Consider the following 16,559-nt stretch of genomic DNA (forward strand, 5'->3'; position numbering starts at 1 on the left):
AGACGAGACCGCCACCGGACTGGATCGAGGAACTGGGTGTCGGCGCCGAACGGCCGTCGACACAGGTCCACTAGGGGAAGACGAAGCCTGGCGCCTCTTCAGCCGCTGGGGCTGGGAGGAGCGACGGGCTGCACAGTGCGGCTGTGCAGCCCATCCGCGCTCGCGTACGCGAAGGCCCCTCTGTCGCTCCTCGGGGGACGCTCTCTTGCCATGAGGGCGTCCCCCAGCAGTGGCCCTTCTGTCTTTCATCGCCTACCCGGATGTCGGGTGTTGCGACGTTGATGAGAACCCATGCGGACAGGCGGGGCTTTCAAGGGACGTCAGATCATCAGCAGGAGCCGCGTGTGCGGTACCAGCTTCCGGTTCACGCTGGTGCTCTGCACGAAGATCGTGAAGTCGTCGTTGTGGTCCGGCTTCACGCGAACTTCCGTGTCCGGCAGGCCGAGCAATGCACGGGCCTCCGGCCCCGTGTACACCCGGTCGGTCTTCTTCTCCAGGACCGCAATCTGCTTCCGCGCCTGGATCTTCTCGGACTTACTCAGCTGGTAGAACGCACAGCCGGTACGGAAAGTGTGCCCGCACTCGATGACCCAGTCCCGTATCGCCGCTTCGCGTGCCACCGGAATCAGCTGGTATTCCGACGGATTCACCGGGGTGAGACCAGCTGCCTTGATGGTGTCCTTGTTGACCGCCTCTGCACCTGTGGAGAACACCGCCCGCGATCCCCGGATGCCTTGGGCGCGGCCCACCATAAATTTCTCGGTGGCCTGCTGGATGACCTGCCCAGCCTCCTCCAGACCCTGTGTGCTCGTGGCGTCCCAGATGGCGATGTTGTCCTTCGGGAAACCGCACTGCATGGCCTCGCGCTTGCCCATCTGGTCCGGCACAAGGACCGCCAGTGTCCAGTTGTCCTCTTGTGTCTCGAGCAACTTGGCCACGGCCTGTACCAGTTCACGCGGATCCCTGGCGGGGGCATCCAGGCAGCGATGGCTTGCGTTCTCCTGCCCGTCGGTCAGTACGAACGTCAGGAAGCTGTGGTCACCGTACAGTTGAGCTGTCTGCGCCAGCTCCCGCTGCGACTTCAGCGTGGCCGCCAGCAGGGCCGTCATTCCACCGACCCGGTACAGCTGCTCCAGGGACGGCATCCGCAGCACGTCCTTGTCGTAGATGACGCACTCCACCTTCTCTGCGAAGACGTACACCGTGACGCGGGTTTCCTGGTCCAGTTCCTTCGATCGGCGGGCCAGATATGCGATCTGCTGGTCGGCGACTTCGACGACCTTGCCGCTCAGGTGTGACATGGACGAACTGGCATCCAGCACAAGAGCAACGTGATTGATGTAGTTCTGGTTCCCGGACATGACTGCTCCCCCTGTTCCGACTCGATGCTTCGATCCTCTCACCCACCACTGACAATCGATCTTGGATGCCAGGCGGGGTGCAGACCGTCGGAGGGAGAGAGCCTGACTCGCAACGGGGCGCGGCCACCGCGCCGCGCCCCGTCCGCGGCCGCACAGGAGAGACCGCGGGCGCGTAGGTGGGGAATGAAGCCCGAAGTAGCCAACACGTCACCGCTGGGCTGACGTTGACCGGACATCCAGCAACTCGTGCGCTTCCGAGAGGGTGAAGAGCGGCAGGCGCGGCTCGTACAGCTCCGGCACGCCGGATGGGGGAGTCACGAGTGCGTCCACGCCGGGCGCGACAGTCAGCAGCGCTGCAGGCCACGGGACCCCCCGACTTGTGGGAGTCAGCGAGGAGCCCGGTGCCCATCTCATTCTCGCGGCAAGGTGTGCCGGGCTCGTGCACCCCGAGCTCCTGGGTGATCGATTCCAAGGGGTAGATGCGGCTAGGGTGACCGACGAGCCTTGCTGATTCCCGTGACGGCCGACCCCCGTGGTGACAGTCGGGTCCGGTGGACGCGGCCCTCGTCTGGGGACAGACAGCCGACGGGAGTTGGATACGGGCCCTGAATGCAGACGCGGATGAGGAGCACGGACAGTGACCAGCGACAATCGCATAGGACCCCCCAGTTTTGGAAGCGAACGCGACATGCTGCGGGCTTTCCTCGACTACCACCGCGCGACCCTCGCCATGAAGTGCGAAGGGCTTACCGACGAGGAACTGCGGCAGCAGTCGATGCCGCCGTCCAGGCTTTCGCTGCTCGGTCTGGTGCGTCACATGGCGGAGGTGGAGCGCGCTTGGTTCCGTCGAGTGTTCGAGGACAACGACGCGCCCATGGTCTGGTCCGACAAGATCGACTTCCAGGCGGCGTACGACGCGAGCGCGTCGACCAGGGGGGAGGCGTTCGCGGCCTGGGAGGCCGAGGTGGAGAACTCGCGCCGCATCGAGCGGGAGGCTGAGTCCCTGGACCGGGCCGGGTATCAGCCAAGGTGGAGCGAGGAGGTATCGCTGCGGATGGTGATGGTGCACGTGCTCCTGGAGTACGGCCGCCACAACGGGCACGCGGACTTTCTGCGTGAGGGTGTCGACGGGACCGTGGGCGCCTGAGTCCGCCGGAGCCACCGATCTCCACATGCCGGTCTATTCCAGTGGATCGCCCGCGGGTCTGGAGGGAGGCCAACTTTGGTGTGTGAACACAGAGTTGGACTCCCTCGCCACCGCACTCTATGTGATGACCGACGATCTACTGAAGGAAATCGGCTGACCGATCAGCTCCAGACCAGCGGGCCGCATGTCTCGTAGGAGAGAGTCGGATCGTTGGTGATGCATGCCGTCGCCGCGTAGCCGTTCGGAGATACCGTACGTGGCGGCTCTTTCTTCATCACGGGTTTGCCGTGAGCAAGCTGGTGCCGAGGGCGCTGAGGGTGTGGAGGACGCGTTGCCCTGCCCGGCCGGCCGCAGGGCGGCGGTGTGCTGGGAGACGGCTGGGGCGCTCACGCCGAGCCGGGCGGCGAGCTCGGTGGTAGTGAAACCCACGCCAATGGCCCGTAGCGCCGCGGCCCGCCCTTGCCCATCAGGGCAGGGCGGCCAGGCCGTCCACGCCAGGGGGCGGCGGCAGGATGGCCTCGGAGGCGGTGTAGATGAACAGCGGCTGCTGCCATCGGCTGGTGATTGCCAGGGGAGATCATGCCGCCGAGGAACAGGTTCGGGGCCAGCACGAAACCCGGGGCCGCGACGCTGCGCTCCGCCTGCATCGGAACGGTCAGGGCGAGGCCCCCGAGGGTGGCTTGGAAGCGGGTGGGGTCGCTGAACGCCGGGTGGACGCCGGCCGGCGTTCTGCCCGTCCCTTGATCCCCGAGAGCGCTCCGACGCATGCTGATGTCGGCGTGCAGCCGTTTGGTCATGTCGGGCGAGTCATCGGCCAGACAGGCGATGAAGAATGCGTGCGCAGTTCCCAGAAGACGCTTCAGCTGCCGGTCGCCGCCGTCCGTCAGCTGCGCCACCGGCCAGGGCAAAGGGCCCAGCTCGGCGTAGCGGGCCAGGTCGCTGTGCAACTGCTCGATGTTGACAGCGCCGGTCACATCCTGCTCGTCGGACAGAGAGACGCCGCCCGGGACCCAGGGCATCGGCGGAGTCAGGAAGTCCGGAAGGCAGTACGGGTTTGCCCCGACCAGCTCGATCTTGGGTAGCGCCCGAGCGGGCACCCGGGACCGGATCCCACGCCGCCACCGAAGAGCCGGTAGCGGCGTACCGCTGTACTGCTGAAGTCCGATCAGCAGATGCTGCATCGGCGACACTGCGAAACGCACGTTGGCCAGATCCCGCGCCCCGAACGCCATGGCCACTCGCACTGGCCCCTCCGGTCCCTGGGCCCCTGAGGCGGCAGCTCAAAGGCTGTCCGCCTGCAGTACCGGCAGGCCACCATCTTTCGCAGGTGCCACGAAGACCCCAAGGGCCGCCGGGCAGGGGTCCGACGGCGCCGCAACTCGAAGACCTCGCCCAGCAGGTCCTGGCCGGGGCTGGCCGGAACCGGGCTTGCCTCCGCCGGGCGGTCCTGGTGAGGTGAATCGTCGTGGCGACGGACAAGGACAATTCTGGCAACTCTCCTGGTGCCGGCGGTCGGAACATGGTCACGCTGGACGATTACTACACCGCGGCGCGCTCCTTGGTCGAGCCCGCTGCCTGGGACTACATCGACGGCGGCAGCGGTGATGAGACGACCCTGCGCGAGAACCTGGCCGGCTACCGGCGCTACCGGCTGCGCCCGCGCGTCCTCGTCGACGTCTCCCGCTGCGACATGCGCACCACCCTGCTCGGTTCCCCCGTCGCCCTGCCCATCGCGGTCGCCCCTACCGGCTTCCACGGGCTGGTCACATCCGAAGCCGAGTCGGCCTGTGCTCGCGCCGCGGGCGAGGTGGGCGCGCTGATGGTGGTCAGCACGTTCGCCACCACGCGACTGGAGGACGTCGCTCGGGCGGCGCGTGGGCCGTTGTGGATGCAGCTGTACGTCTTCCGGGACCGCACGGTCAGCGAGGATCTGGTCAAGAGGGCTGAGGCGGTCGGGTACCGGGCACTCGTCGTCACGGTGGATGCCCCGGTGAGGGGGCGCCGGGTGCGGGATCTGCGCAACGCCTTCGCCCTCCCCCCGGGTCTGGCACCGGCGAACTTCCCCGACATCCCCGCCGACGGCTCTTCGGCCGAACTGGCCGCGCAGCTGGCCCGGCATATCGACCCCGCCTTCAGCTGGGACGATCTGGCCTGGCTGCGCTCGCTGACCCGGCTGCCGATCGTCCTGAAGGGCGTGCTCACCGCTGAAGACGCGGCCCACGCAGCCGAGTTGGGGGTGGCAGCGATCGTGGTTTCCAACCACGGTGGCCGCCAGCTGGACGGCTCGGTCACCGCTCTCGATGCGCTCCCCGAGGTGGTCTCCGCCGTCGCCGGACGCTGTGAGGTCCTCGTCGACGGGGGCGTCCGCCGGGGCTCGGACGCGCTGGTCGCTCTGGCTCTGGGTGCCCGGGCGGTGCTGGTGGGCCGGCCTGTGCTGTGGGGCATGGCCGTCTCAGCGGCCGAGGGCGCCCGGGACGTACTGTCCATCCTGGGCGCCGAGTTGGAGACTGCCATGGCGCTCTGCGGCCGTACGGACCTCGCATCCGTGGACGCGAGCCTGCTGCGCCCGGCATCCCACCGCCCCTGCTAGGGCAGGTCTCCCGGATCATGGAATGGGATCGCTATGCCCCTTGGTGATCCGCTACGGTCCGTGCATGTTCGTTGTCACAGTGACCTACACGGCACCGCTGGCCGATGTGGACCAGTGGAGAGCGGCGCATGGCGACTGGCTGAGTGATCTCATCTCACGACGGCAGCTTCTCGTGGCCGGGCGCCAGGTGCCTTTGATCGGCGGTGTCTACCTCGCCCCCGAGATGCCCGCTGAAGAACTCGACCGCCTCCTCGCCACCGATCCCTACGTCGTCCACGGCGTGGCTGCGCACTCCGTCGTGGAGTTCACGCCGCTGCTGGTCGCGACCGGCCTGGAGGACCTCAAGTCCCAGCAGGGAGCCTGGCTTCCCCGCCAACTGTGAGCGGAGCCAGGACCGGGTGGCGCGGTTGCCGTACGCCTTGTCGGCAGCCACGCTGCCGGGCGTGCAACGCGGACGGCCCGACCCGGCGCGGGGCACCCGGACCTTCTCCATCACCGCCTCGAACAGGCGACGTCCGGCTTCGATTCCAGTTACGGTATTCCTCCGGCAGGTGAACCCACTGCGATCCGGTCTGGAACTTCCAGGCGATTACGTCGATCACTTCATGGTGGTCCCGCCACCGGCCGCCCCGCTTGGGTGTCCTGTCCGGGAGTAACGGCCCGAATCGCGCCCACTGGGCGTCAGTCAACAGCACACCCGGGCCAACGACAGCAGGTACGGCACCCTGGTTGGAGTTCGAAGCCCAGACTGCAGGTAGGCATGCCACCGACTGATGATTGGCACTCGCTGCGGAACAACGCGCCAGGGGAGACTTCAGATCTGATCCCCTACATGAAGGAGTCGTGATGCAGGTAGCCGTGGTCACCTTCGACGGGTTCAACGAGCTCGACAGCTTGATCGCTTCCGCGCTGGTCAACCGGTGCCGTAAGGACGGCTTGGAAGCCTTCATTACGACGCCGACGTCGGTGGTCACGTCGATGAACGGTGTCGCCGTGACCGGGCAGCGCCCGATGGAGTTCGTGACCGAGGCCGACGTCGTGCTGATCGGCAGCGGAGTGACGACGCGAGACGTGGTCGCCGACGACTGGCTGATCTCTCGGCTGCCGCTCGATCCCTCACGACAGCTGATCGGTGCGCAGTGCTCCGGCGCGCTGGTGCTCGCCCGGCTCGGGCTGCTGAACGGCATGCCCGTGTGCACGGACATGAAGAGCCGGCCCTTCGTCGAAGCCTGCAACGTCACCGTGCTGGATGCGCCGTTCCATGCCGAAGGGAACATCGCTACGGCGGGCGGCTGCCTGGCATCCCAGTATCTCGCCACGTGGGTGATCACCCGCATGCTCGGGGAGGATGCCGCGCGCGACGTTCTCGACTACGTGGCTCCGGTCGGCGAAAACCAGGAGACCGTCGAGCGTGCCATGCGTGCCGTCCACACGGGCGAGGCCGTACTGGGCTGATGCCCGGCGTACAGCCTTTTGCGGTCTCCTGTGCTGCGTGCCTCAAAGGGATGTACATGTAGCGGCGTCTGCAGGTGCGCGTGGGGCGGCCCGCAGAAGACCCATGTCTTCTGCGGGCTGCGGCTGTAGTCGAGTTCGGACTTGATCCGGTGCCCGGTGACCAGCCCAGGGCGGGCGTGAAGGCGCGCGGGATGACCGGCCCGAGCTCGTCGGCGCAGATGACCGTGGCGCCGGGCGGCGGGTCGGCTTTGCAGGCCGAGGATCCGCGTCCTTTTGGGGCGAAGTCCGCATCTCTCGGCCGGGTATTACGGCCGCGTGCGGCGCCAGCGTACTCCCTCCTCCCGCAGGATCCTTCGGACCCGTGAACGTCCGACCTGGATGCCCTTGGCCTGGGCCGCGGCGGCTGGTGCAGACAAGGTTCACTCCGCCGGGCCGCGCTCGTCCGGCGCCCGTAGTTCTCGGCCCGGCTTCCACCGCAGCCGGTCCGGCGGCGGCCTTCTGACCAGTGCAATGATCCGGGACCGTTTCTGCCTGCGATCGTCGGCACCCGCTGTCCGGACCAGCTCAGCTGCACCGTCCGGCCCCGCCACCAGGCCATATACCCAGCCACAGAGGAATGCGGCCTAGTCGATGATCTGGTTGAAGAACAGCACGGCCGGGGCAACCACCCCGCCGCCGACGCTCACCGCGACGGGCCACGCGTTGCCGGCCAGTGCCGCCAGAACCGTGGCACCGATGCCGGCCAGGGCTGCCAGCAGGAAGACGATGGCGGCGCGTTGAGTGAGGAGCGGCCCGTCCTGACCGGGCCGCCGACGGCTGGGCTGTGCCACCTCGGCGCTCCTCACCCGACGCCGTGGGCGGGTTCGTGCGCCCGTTCTCGCCGAAGCCTGCCGTGACCGCTCCGGTCCGGAACGGGGACGTCCCACGGGTCCTGAGCGGGACGCAGGAGTTCGAAGGCGACACGGCCGTCATCGCTGGTGCGGACCCCGTGCACGGCGGGTTCGGGCAGGCTGTTGTAGTGGAAGGGCGTCGAGAAGTGGTAGGCGCCGGTGTCCAGGACGGCGACGATGTCGCCGGGTTCCAGCAGCGGCAACGCGCGGTCGCGCGCCAGCAGGTCGCCGGCGAAGCAGGCGGGCCCCGCGATGTCCTGGCGGACCGGTCCGCCCCGCTTGGCCGTGCCGCCGCCGTCGTGTGCCTCGATCCGCAGTGGCCAGGCGTCGGGATTGAACACGGTCCGGGTGGCCACCTGCACTCCGGCGTGGGTGACCGCGATCGGCCGGCCGCCCATGCTCTTCGTGTACTCGACGTAAGCGGCGGTGAAACCGTTCTTGGCGAGGACGGAACGCCCGAACTCGGTGACGATCTCGTACCCGCCGGAGAACAGCGTGGGCGTGTGGGCGCGCAGTTGTCCGACGTACGTGTCGAAGGTCGGCGTGGTCTCGTCGTCGGCGAAGTTGACGGGCAGTCCGCCGCCGATGTCGATGCCGACGACCTGGCGCCGTCCGACGGTGGAGTTGACCTCCTCGGCGAACGCCACGGCCTCGGCGACCCCGCGCGCCATGAGGTCCAGCGGGCAGCCCTGGGAACCGGCGTGTGTGTGCACCCAGGTGAGCCACGGCCGGTCACGGTAGGCGCGCAGCAACTCCCGCCGGCTGCCCGGGTCGGCCAGCGGGACACCGAACTTGGAGGTGCTCGTGGCCGTGCTCATCGCGGCGATGGCGCCACCACCGAGCTGGGAGTTGACCCGCACACCGATCCTCGACACCGGAACGCGGTCGCCGAGTGCCCGGTCGATCCTGGCGAGTTCCTGGTAGTTGTCCGCGTTGATGGTCACACCCAGGTCCAGGGCGCGCAGGAGTTCGGCCTCCGTCTTGGCCGGTGAGTCGAAGACGATCCGATCCGGAGCGAAGCCGGCGGCCAGTGAGCGGGCCAGTTCACCCGCGGTGGCGACCTCGCAGCCCATGCCGAGCCGCCGTAGCTCCGCCAGCACCGGCACCAGGCTGTTCGCCTTGGCGGCGAACGCGTGCAGCACGCGCGGCGCGGAGGGAAAGGCGCGGTGCAGGGAGTCGACTGTCGCGGCGACGCCGTCCAGGTCGACGAAGGCGGCCAGCAGGGATTGCTCGCGGTCCAGCAGTCCCTGTCGCACCGCCTCCCGCAGGATCCGTTCGCGCCGCTGTGCGGCGGGGGTCAGTCCGGTCATGGTGAGCCTTCCGGGGTGCTCTGCGCAGCGCCCGGGACCTTCCCGGGGCGGAGTACCAGGCTGCTGTCCGCACCGGGAGTGCGTCTTCGTCGAGTCGTCAAAGCCGCAGGCCTGCCCCACGGTGGTCAGGAGCAGACAACCGCCCGCCGACCGTGCCGTTGTGCGCTCCGACGAAGAAGCGGCCCTTCCATGGTGACGGCGCACAAGCGGCGGACGAGGCGCCGACGAGGGGCTGTTGCCCTGGTTGCTCAGTGCGTGCCGTCGCCCTGGTCGCTCAGGCGTAACTGCAACTGCGCCAGCAGACGGGCATCGGGGCTCTCCAGGTCCAGCCCCGACACCTGGGTGATGCGCCGCAGCCGGTAGCGCAGGCTGTTGGAATGCACGCCCAGCGCACGGGAAGCGGCGGACACGTCGCCGAAGTGGTCGAGGTAGGCGCGCAGGGTCTGCACCAGGCAACTGCCGCCGTGCTCGGCGTCGAACGCCCTCAGCCGGGCCACCGAGGTCTGGGGCGGCAGTGCCACCCCGCGCAGGGCGCCGACGACGTGCAGGATGCCGACCGTGTCCGCGACGTCCTCGGTCCTGGCCACGGTTCGCGACCGCGTGGCCTCGGTGAGCGCCCTGAGGGCGAGCTCGGCCGACCGGCGCGACTCGGGCGCGCCCGCCAGTCCGGGGGCCACATCGCCCAGACCGATTTTCACCGGCCTGCCCAGGGTGGCCGACAGCTGGTTCGCCAGCGATTCCCCCAGTCGCGTCACCTGGCTCTCGGCTCGGTCGGGGTCGCGGTCCAGCGCGCTCAGCAGCACCAGGATCCTGCCGCCCGCCGGGACAACCACCGTGCGGTGGCCGTAGGCGGCACAGTGCAGGGCCAGCAGCCCGTGCAGTCCTGACGGATCGTCGTCCCCGTGGCCCGCGGCCCCGGTACCGACCGCCAGGACGGCACACGGCTCCCTCGGCGGCAGCGAGGCCCGTTCCGCGAGCACCTCGACGGATCCGCGGTCCTCCAGCAGCGCGCGGGCCGCGTCCTCGACGAGGCGATCGCCCGAACTGTGGGTACGGTGGTGCAGCAGGTGGGCGGCGGCGGTCCGGGCCGCCGCGCGAAGGGCCTCGGAGGCATTTGGCGCCAGTGGCCGGCCGGCCACCGCGGCCACCCAGATCGACCCGAGCGCCTCCCCGCCCGCCCGTACGGCGCCCACCAGACGTTCCGGGTCCTGCCCGTGCGCCGGCCGGTGCAGTACGTCGTCCCCGGCCCACAGGGCCTGGAAGAACCCTGCCTCCCGCATGGCGGCCACCCGCCACGGCGGGACACGGCGGCCGAGGATGGTCAGCCGGCGATGCTCGTCCACGTTCTCCTCGGTCGAGGAGTAGGCGAGCACGCGGGACTCCGTGTCCTCGATGGTCACCGCGCCGCCCACCAGAGCCGCCACCGCGTCGGCCAGCGAGTTGAGGTCGCCCAGGCGCGGCCCGCCGAGTCCCGCCAGGGGCGGTACGCCCGCCGAGGCCAGCCCCGCCCGCAGCACGCCCACCAGATGCGCCCAGGTGCACCAGGCGGTACGGAAGAGCAGCGCCGTACCGCCTGCTTCCGCTGCCGCCTGAAGGGCTCCCGCGGCAGGTTCGGGCCGGCCTGGTCCGAATACCACACCCGCCGCACCCGACTCGCCCGCCCGGCGCACGACGTCGACCCCCTGGGGCGAGCGCGGATCGACGCCCACGGCGAGAAGCAGTTCCCGCGGTCTGATCACGGGCTCCAGGAGGTCCAGCACGTTCACGCCGGTGACCGTGGTCCCCAGGCCCTCGGGCGCCGAGTGCAACTCCACGGCGCCCACGCCCACGACGGAGAGCAGCCGCTCCAGCGTCACCCGCGTCTCGCCGGCCGTCTCCCAACCGGCCGATGCCCCCAGGTCCGTCACGTCGCCCCCCGTCTCGTGCCCCCGCCCGGTCCGGCACCGCAGCAAGGAGCGTGCACACGCCACCCGCCGTCGGCGGCCGATCCGGAAAACGTACGACATCACCGTCGTGGCCCGCAGCCGATGCGCAGCAAAACTGCTCGCCCCGGGGCATGCCTGGTCCATGCGGTCGTCGGTGGCCGTGGGCTGAAGCAGCGTCTCGTTCTTGGTCTGCTGCAACAGGTGCCCGGTTGCGCACCGGGCTCACGCCGCGTGACTTCCCGTAGGTCCCGCCACTTCTGCTCGTCCGGGATCCAGGGCAGCTTGGAGAACCTGGGCACCAGGCCCCGCTGCTGACTGCTCCCGCGCCGGCCAGGCGTGTACCGCCCGCGGCCCACGGGGTTCGACTCGCGCAGGCCTTCCTCCATCAGGAAGTCGTAGAACAGGCGCACCGGCACCAGGCGCTGCTGGATCGTCGCATTCGCCGGCCCCGCCCCCGACTCGATCGAGACGTCGTTGCCGCGTGGCGGACTCCAGCGGCATCGTCCTGACCTGGGGGAACTGCCGTTCGGGTGCGTCATCGAGCGGCGGTGTGAACAGCACGCCTTAACGGTCTTATTGTCCTTACGTCTTGACGTTGCCTGGTGTCTGTGCGTTTGCTTCCTTCACATCATTGGTTACGCATGATGCTCCCCCCTCGGAAGGCACCTGATGTGAGCGCTCCTACCACCTGCAGGACCCCCATGCCTCGTATCGCGATAGCCCTGGCCGCCTCCACTTCGGCTCTCACACTCACCGCGTGCGGCGCCATCGACAGCATCGGCGGGAGCGGTAGTTCCGCATCCCCGAAGAAGGGCGACGACATCACGGTGGGACTGCTCCTGCCCGACAAGGACACGGCACGTTTCGAGAGTTTCGACTACCCCATCATCAAGAAGGAGGTCGCCTCCCTCACGCATGGCAAGGGCAAGGTCGCTTACGCAAACGCCGGGGCGAACCCGGCCACGCAGAGTCGGCAGTTCCAGCGGATGGTGGACCAGAAGGTCGACATCATTCTGGTGGACGCGCTGGACGCCAAGGCCATCGCGCCGGATGTCCAGAAGGCGAAGGACGGCGGGATCCCCGTCATCGCCTACGACCGGCTTGCGCAGGGCCCGATCGACGCGTACGTCTCGCACGACAACGAACTCGTCGGCGAGGTCCAGGGCCGCGCCATCATCGAGGCGCTCGGCAGCAAGGCGGCGACCAGCAAGATCGTCATGATGAACGGCGACCCGGTCGACCCGAACACGGCGAAGTTCAAGGAGGGCGCCCTCAGCGAACTCCAGAGCAAGGTCCACATCGCCAAGGAGTACGACACCGACAAATGGTCGCCAACGGTCGCCAAGGCGAACATGAAGAAGGCGATTCAGGCCATCGGCCTCAACAACATCGCCGCCGTCTACTCGGCCAACGACGGCATGGCGGGCGCCGTCATCGACGGGCTGAAGGACGCGGGCGCCACCACGATTCCGCCGGTGACCGGGCAGGACGCGAACCTGGATGCGGTACAGCGGGTCGTCTCGGGCGAGCAGTACATGACCGTCTACAAGTCATTCCTGGACGAGGCCACCCGTGCTGCGGAGATGGCGGTGTACAAGGTCCAGGGCCGCGACATCCGGTTCGACGCGCTGACCCAGGACACGGTCGACAGTCCGACCGAGAAGAAGATCCCCGCGATGCTCGTGCCGGTGGTCGCTCTCACGAGGGCCAACATCAAGAACACGGTGATCGCAGACGGCGTCTATTCCGTCAAGGACATCTGCACCCCGAAGTACGAGGCGGCCTGCACTGCAATCGGCCTGAAGTAGCACCCGTCCTCCGCCGCGCACGCCATCGCACCCACCCCCGGGTGGTCACGGCCCTAGCCTCCGCCGAGGTCCGACCTGCCCGAGCGGCACGGCGCAGCCCGGCGGAGGCATGGCGCATGCGAGAACCGACCGTGGCGGCCAGGCAGGCCAGCGCGCCGCCCCCGACATCTGACCACCACCCACAACATTGGCTCCGAAGTGTGCCGAGCCGCGAGAGTCGGCACTGAACCGGCCACGATGCAGCCAGTCAGGCCCCGGCCCGGTTCCCTCGTGCGAGCTGGTCCTCAGTCCCCAACTCGCGCAAGATCAGGCGGAAATGCCGGGCGGTGTAAAGTCTGTTAGGGGATGTCGATTCCGGCTGATCGCATTTTCTCCTGGATCAACGTGGTCAGTCGGGTCCAGGCAGGCCGCTCGTCTTCTCCGTGGCGGGTGAGCAGTTCGTAACGGGGCGCGCCATCGTCGCGGTTCTGGAGGCCGCTCAGCGTGGGCAGCAGTGAGGGATCGGCGAGGAAGTGGGCGGCCACTTCCTCGGCGAGTTCCTCGATCCGGGGATCGTCGGGGTCCCAGTTCCCGGCGCTCCAGGTGAGCTTGATGATGGCGACGTGCCGGGGATCGTCGAGGCCGCGCTCGATCTGGGAGAGGTAGTCGTCGAAGCCCTCCGGCAGCAGGGCCCTGACCAGGATCAGACCCTCTCGTGCCGTCGTCACGTCGTCCGCGGTGAATCCGAGCGCGGGCATCCGGTCCAGCAGCGCGAGAGCACGGTCGGGCAGCAGGACCCGGTCGCGGTGGGCGAGCCGGCGCAGCGTCTCGCGCCGCGCGATCAGCTCGTCGATCCGGCTGGTGAGGCTCTCCTCGACATCGACGAGCGCGGCCGCGAACGTGTCGGGATCGGCATCGACCATGGTGCCGATCCCGGCCAGCGGTACGCCTGCGCCGGCCAGTGTCCGGACCTGGACCAGCCGCAGCAGGTCGGCCGTTCCGCAGCGTCGGTAGCCGGACGTGTCGCGGCCGGGTTCGTCGATCAGGCCGTTCTGGTGGTAGCGCCGGATGGTCTTCACCGTGCCGCCGGCGAATGCCGCGGCTTGGCTGATGGTGATTCCGTCTGGCATTGCGTCAGTTGACCCCCGCCGTGCAGCGAGTCGGCCACTTCTCGAACGGCCGTGGCGATGGCCCGGAAGTCCTTGCGCACGATGGTCGTGTGCTTGCTTCCGACCGTCGCGCTCACCCCCACGTTGGGATTCCGGGAGAGGATCGGGTCCAGCGTGGCACGCATCGCCGCCAGCCCTTCCGCGGTGCCGCCGAGGCTGGCACCCGAGGCGACGAGGAACCGCATCGGGAAGGTCACGAGGTCGAAGACCGGCTCGCTGGCGGCGACGATCTCGTTCAGCTCTATGTTGACCTCGGCGTGCTGGTCGGCGCTCATCCGCGCGGCCATGCCCAGCGGGCGGACGAGCGGCATTATCCGACCGAAGCGCCGGAACATCTTCCGGATCTCCTCCCGGCCGGCCTCTCGGCTGCCCTCGACGGTGGCGAGGTAGTCCCACGGGTAGCCACCGTCGACCATGACCACACCAGCGACGCGGTCCGGGTTCCGGGTGGCCCGGTGCAGCGCGAGCGCCGCACCGTAGGACCAGCCGACCAGCAGTGGCCGCTCCGCGCCAGTCGCATCCAGGACGGCATCGACGTCGCGGATGCAGGCGTCGAAGGAGTAGTCCGCCGACTGATTCGACCGGCCGCGGGCCCGCTCGTCGTAGGTGATGTGCCGGTACTCGTTCCCGAGTTGCCGTGTCCTCCACCGGCACCATGCCGGTCCAGGGGGAGTTGGGGTTCGGGTTCGAGTTAGGGTTCGAGTTCGTCATGCGTTCAGCGTCCACCCTGACCTTAGGCCAAGGTCAACCTCGGAATTTCTGCAGTTCGCTGACCGGGTCGGTGCCTGTGCCGCGCCGAAGGCCGGTAGGCACGATGTCAACCAACGTGGCCCGGTACACGAAGTCAACCCCCGAAGGACTTCCGGAGCCGACCACTTGGTTCAGAGAAGTGACTGACCTACGAATACTTTGCCAAGCGGACCTTCGGCTGGCCATTGCACCACCGCCGACTGACCCACGCCTACGAGACCCACCCACACCACTGCGAGGCTGCCTCACCGGGAGCGCGCACGCATCGGCACCCGCGCCGACGCCTGCTGACCCGTTCCCGCGGCAGCTCGTTCCCCGGTGGCCACACACCGCCGGGGAGAGGCTGCGGCCCGTGCCGGCTCCCGTCCTCAGAGGCTCTTGCGGGCAGGCACCGGGCGGGTCAGCCGTCGGCCTCGTCCTCCTGCCCGGCCGCGTCGCCGATGGCGACGCGCAGGTCATGCATGCCTTGCAGGATGTCGATGAGGGCTTCTTCCGCCCCGCTCAGAGCGCGTCGGGTTCCCTCCGTATCGCCGCGCTCCGCGTGCAGCTGCGCGCCGAGCGCGTACACCGCTGTCATGACAGCGGCGAAGGCGGCCTCCCGGCCGGGTGGCAGTTCCTCCGCCTCGGGTTCGGAGACCTGCACGGCGGTGCGCTGCAGCCGGTTCGTCAGGACGTTGACCGCGAGGCCGGGGTCCGCTCCTATCTGTTCCCCCCAGCCGAGCAACGTCTCAAGGACGTCCTCGATCTCCTCTTCCTCGGTCAGACGGGTTGCAGCGGTGATCTCGAGCTCCGTTTTAGCCAGCAGACTGCCCAGCAGCTGCAGGCGGTCTTCTTCCTGCGGCCCCTCGGGTCGCTTCTCCGTGTCTGCCACCGGCTCAGCCGCCAGAGCAGCCAGCGCTGCGTAGATCTGCTCAGCGCTTACCGGGCGCTCACTACTGATGCTCACGCCTTCAGCTTCACCCAGCGAAGGCGTCCCCGCCCGCCCAGACACCTTCGAGTCCCGAGCTAAATTTCCATTCACCCGCCTGCGCTGCTGTTCGTGGTCCAGTGCACCGCAGAGGGTGCGTGCTCAGAGCCTGCGGGTGATGTGCTGCTCCCACTGGTTCGGTCACGCTCCAGGGTTCCAGCCCAGGCGCCGACACACCCCGGCCATCCAGGTGCGGGGACGGTCTCAGCGCCGCGAGCCGGGGGGGCCGTCGGCGCCGAGCGACAGCTTGTAGCCGGTGCCGGCGGAGGCCACGCACAGCCGGGGGTTCGACTCGGTCCTCGATCTGGTTGGTGCGTACGAAGCCCTTGACCTGCTTGTTCGCCAGGTACTGCGCCTCCAGGGACAGCTGCCCGGAGACGTAGAAAGACAGCGCGTCCGGCCCGTGCTCGTCCAGGATCGTCCGCAGTCGGACCGCGACCGAGGCGATGGCCTCGTCCACATCGGTCTCGACCGGCTCGGCGCCCCGCTTGTCCCGCACCAGGGCCTTGCCACCTCGCCGGGCGCGGCCATCATGTCCGCGCTCGGCGCCCCCTTGGTCACAGGAGGCCGAAGTTGGTGGGGTGCGCCTTGTCCCCGGACGCCTTCGCCGAGCGGCGGCGGCCGTCGGCCGGATACCGCACCAGGTCCAGCACGATCGGCGCCCTGCGTGGCTGCGGTTGGCCGGCGGATCGAGCCCGCGATGTCGGCCAGCCGCAGCCGTGCTGACGGTGTGGTTCCTGGGGCGTCAGCGTATGGGGTCCGTGTGGGGCTCGGCTCTTCTAGACGGGCGCCAGTTTGAACTGCTGGTTGTTACCGTGCCAGCAGCCGGACTGGACCACCGGGGCGCCGTCTCCTTCGTCGGCCCAGGCGACGTCCATGCACTTGCCGCTGTGCTTTGCGATGAGCAGGACGTAGCCGTCGCTGGTGGGCTGCTGGTACCAGCGTTGGTTGTCGCCGTAGTGGCAGTTGGCCTGGACGATGCGGGCCGTGTCCGCGTGGCTGGCCCATTCGACGTCCAGGTATGTGCCGCTGTGGTGCGCGCGGCACTGGTGCCGGGAGCCGGCCTCGAGGAGACGGGGGCGGCGCTGTCCCGGGTGCTCGCGCCGAAGGTGGCGCATGACGCATTGCGGTGTGGAGTGATGAACCCGGCGTCGGGTTTGGGTGTCACGTCACTGGCGTTCTGGCATGGGTACGCGCCCGATGTCGGT

The 16,559-nt window shown here is 68.8% G+C and carries 14 protein-coding genes and 3 pseudogenes; 5 read left to right on the forward strand and 12 right to left on the reverse strand.

The features are described 5' to 3' along the window. Nucleotides 1–320: 320 nt before the first annotated feature. Nucleotides 321–1,361 carry a vWA domain-containing protein gene (locus AQI88_RS31080; protein WP_067005489.1) on the reverse strand — a complete coding sequence of 347 codons (1,041 nt, stop codon included), beginning with the start codon at nucleotides 1,359–1,361 and terminating at the stop codon, nucleotides 321–323. Between the two features lie 637 nt (nucleotides 1,362–1,998). On the opposite strand from AQI88_RS31080, the gene AQI88_RS31085 reads away from it, so the two are divergent. Then, nucleotides 1,999–2,508 (forward strand): DinB family protein, encoded by a 510-nt coding sequence (locus AQI88_RS31085; protein ID WP_067005491.1) that lies wholly within the window; start codon nucleotides 1,999–2,001, stop codon nucleotides 2,506–2,508. Nucleotides 2,509–2,894: 386 nt separating this feature from the next. Here AQI88_RS31085 and AQI88_RS31090 read toward each other — a convergent pair whose 3' ends face one another. Next, nucleotides 2,895–3,746 carry a hypothetical protein gene (locus AQI88_RS31090; protein WP_067005493.1) on the reverse strand — a complete coding sequence of 284 codons (852 nt, stop codon included), beginning with the start codon at nucleotides 3,744–3,746 and terminating at the stop codon, nucleotides 2,895–2,897. Nucleotides 3,747–4,027: 281 nt separating this feature from the next. Here AQI88_RS31090 and AQI88_RS31095 point away from each other — a divergent pair, with 281 nt between their 5' ends. Then, nucleotides 4,028–5,098: an alpha-hydroxy acid oxidase gene (locus tag AQI88_RS31095; protein ID WP_067005495.1), complete on the forward strand. Its 1,071-nt coding sequence runs from the start codon at nucleotides 4,028–4,030 to the stop codon at nucleotides 5,096–5,098. 64 nt (nucleotides 5,099–5,162) lie between these two features. Beyond that, nucleotides 5,163–5,480, forward strand: a complete 318-nt coding sequence (locus tag AQI88_RS31100) for a YciI family protein (RefSeq protein WP_067005596.1) — start codon at nucleotides 5,163–5,165, stop codon at nucleotides 5,478–5,480. On the opposite strand, the pseudogene AQI88_RS49150 reads toward AQI88_RS31100, so the two are convergent. After that, nucleotides 5,481–5,607 (reverse strand): annotated as a pseudogene (locus AQI88_RS49150) (IS5 family transposase); the annotation flags it as partial. Nucleotides 5,608–5,679: 72 nt separating this feature from the next. Next, nucleotides 5,680–6,048: pseudogene (locus tag AQI88_RS49155) on the reverse strand (hypothetical protein); the annotation flags it as partial. On the opposite strand from AQI88_RS49155, the gene AQI88_RS31105 reads away from it, so the two are divergent. Continuing rightward, nucleotides 5,945–6,553 (forward strand): DJ-1/PfpI family protein, encoded by a 609-nt coding sequence (locus tag AQI88_RS31105; RefSeq protein ID WP_067005497.1) that lies wholly within the window; start codon nucleotides 5,945–5,947, stop codon nucleotides 6,551–6,553. The pseudogene AQI88_RS49155 and the gene AQI88_RS31105 overlap by 104 nt on opposite strands. Before the next feature lie 623 nt (nucleotides 6,554–7,176). On the opposite strand, the gene AQI88_RS31110 is transcribed toward AQI88_RS31105, so the two are convergent. The 3 genes from AQI88_RS31110 to AQI88_RS31120 all read right to left on the reverse strand — a co-directional run bounded on the left by AQI88_RS31110 (nucleotide 7,177) and on the right by AQI88_RS31120 (nucleotide 10,876). After that, on the reverse strand, nucleotides 7,177–7,383 hold the full coding sequence (locus AQI88_RS31110; RefSeq protein ID WP_067005502.1) for a hypothetical protein: 207 nt from the start codon (nucleotides 7,381–7,383) through the stop codon (nucleotides 7,177–7,179). 11 nt (nucleotides 7,384–7,394) lie between these two features. After that, nucleotides 7,395–8,753, reverse strand: coding sequence for a type III PLP-dependent enzyme domain-containing protein (locus tag AQI88_RS31115; protein ID WP_067005504.1), 1,359 nt, complete (start codon nucleotides 8,751–8,753; stop codon nucleotides 7,395–7,397). A gap of 248 nt (nucleotides 8,754–9,001) precedes the next feature. Further along, complete coding sequence (locus AQI88_RS31120; RefSeq protein ID WP_159050448.1) at nucleotides 9,002–10,876, reverse strand: helix-turn-helix domain-containing protein; 1,875 nt, start codon at nucleotides 10,874–10,876, stop codon at nucleotides 9,002–9,004. A 503-nt stretch (nucleotides 10,877–11,379) separates the two neighbouring features. On the opposite strand from AQI88_RS31120, the gene AQI88_RS31125 reads away from it, so the two are divergent. After that, nucleotides 11,380–12,486: a sugar ABC transporter substrate-binding protein gene (locus AQI88_RS31125; RefSeq protein WP_067005506.1), complete on the forward strand. Its 1,107-nt coding sequence runs from the start codon at nucleotides 11,380–11,382 to the stop codon at nucleotides 12,484–12,486. 338 nt (nucleotides 12,487–12,824) lie between these two features. Here the strand turns inward: AQI88_RS31125 and AQI88_RS31130 are convergent, their stop codons facing one another. From AQI88_RS31130 to AQI88_RS31145, 5 genes and pseudogenes are all read right to left on the reverse strand, one after another. After that, complete coding sequence (locus tag AQI88_RS31130) at nucleotides 12,825–13,595, reverse strand: MerR family transcriptional regulator (protein ID WP_067005508.1); 771 nt, start codon at nucleotides 13,593–13,595, stop codon at nucleotides 12,825–12,827. Then, the gene (locus AQI88_RS43805) at nucleotides 13,541–14,245 is read right to left on the reverse strand and encodes an alpha/beta fold hydrolase (protein WP_107118718.1); all 705 of its coding nucleotides are present in this window, start codon (nucleotides 14,243–14,245) and stop codon (nucleotides 13,541–13,543) included. Before AQI88_RS43805 ends, AQI88_RS31130 begins: the two co-directional genes overlap by 55 nt. Nucleotides 14,246–14,784: 539 nt before the next feature. Beyond that, nucleotides 14,785–15,330, reverse strand: coding sequence for a hypothetical protein (locus AQI88_RS31140; RefSeq protein ID WP_067005512.1), 546 nt, complete (start codon nucleotides 15,328–15,330; stop codon nucleotides 14,785–14,787). Between the two features lie 234 nt (nucleotides 15,331–15,564). Then, nucleotides 15,565–16,007: pseudogene (locus AQI88_RS43810) on the reverse strand (reductase); the annotation flags it as partial. A 123-nt stretch (nucleotides 16,008–16,130) separates the two neighbouring features. Continuing rightward, nucleotides 16,131–16,469 (reverse strand): RICIN domain-containing protein, encoded by a 339-nt coding sequence (locus tag AQI88_RS31145; protein ID WP_067005514.1) that lies wholly within the window; start codon nucleotides 16,467–16,469, stop codon nucleotides 16,131–16,133. Nucleotides 16,470–16,559 lie beyond the last annotated feature (90 nt).

The sequence above is a fragment of the Streptomyces cellostaticus genome (assembly GCF_001513965.1).
GTDB lineage: Bacteria > Actinomycetota > Actinomycetes > Streptomycetales > Streptomycetaceae > Streptomyces > Streptomyces cellostaticus.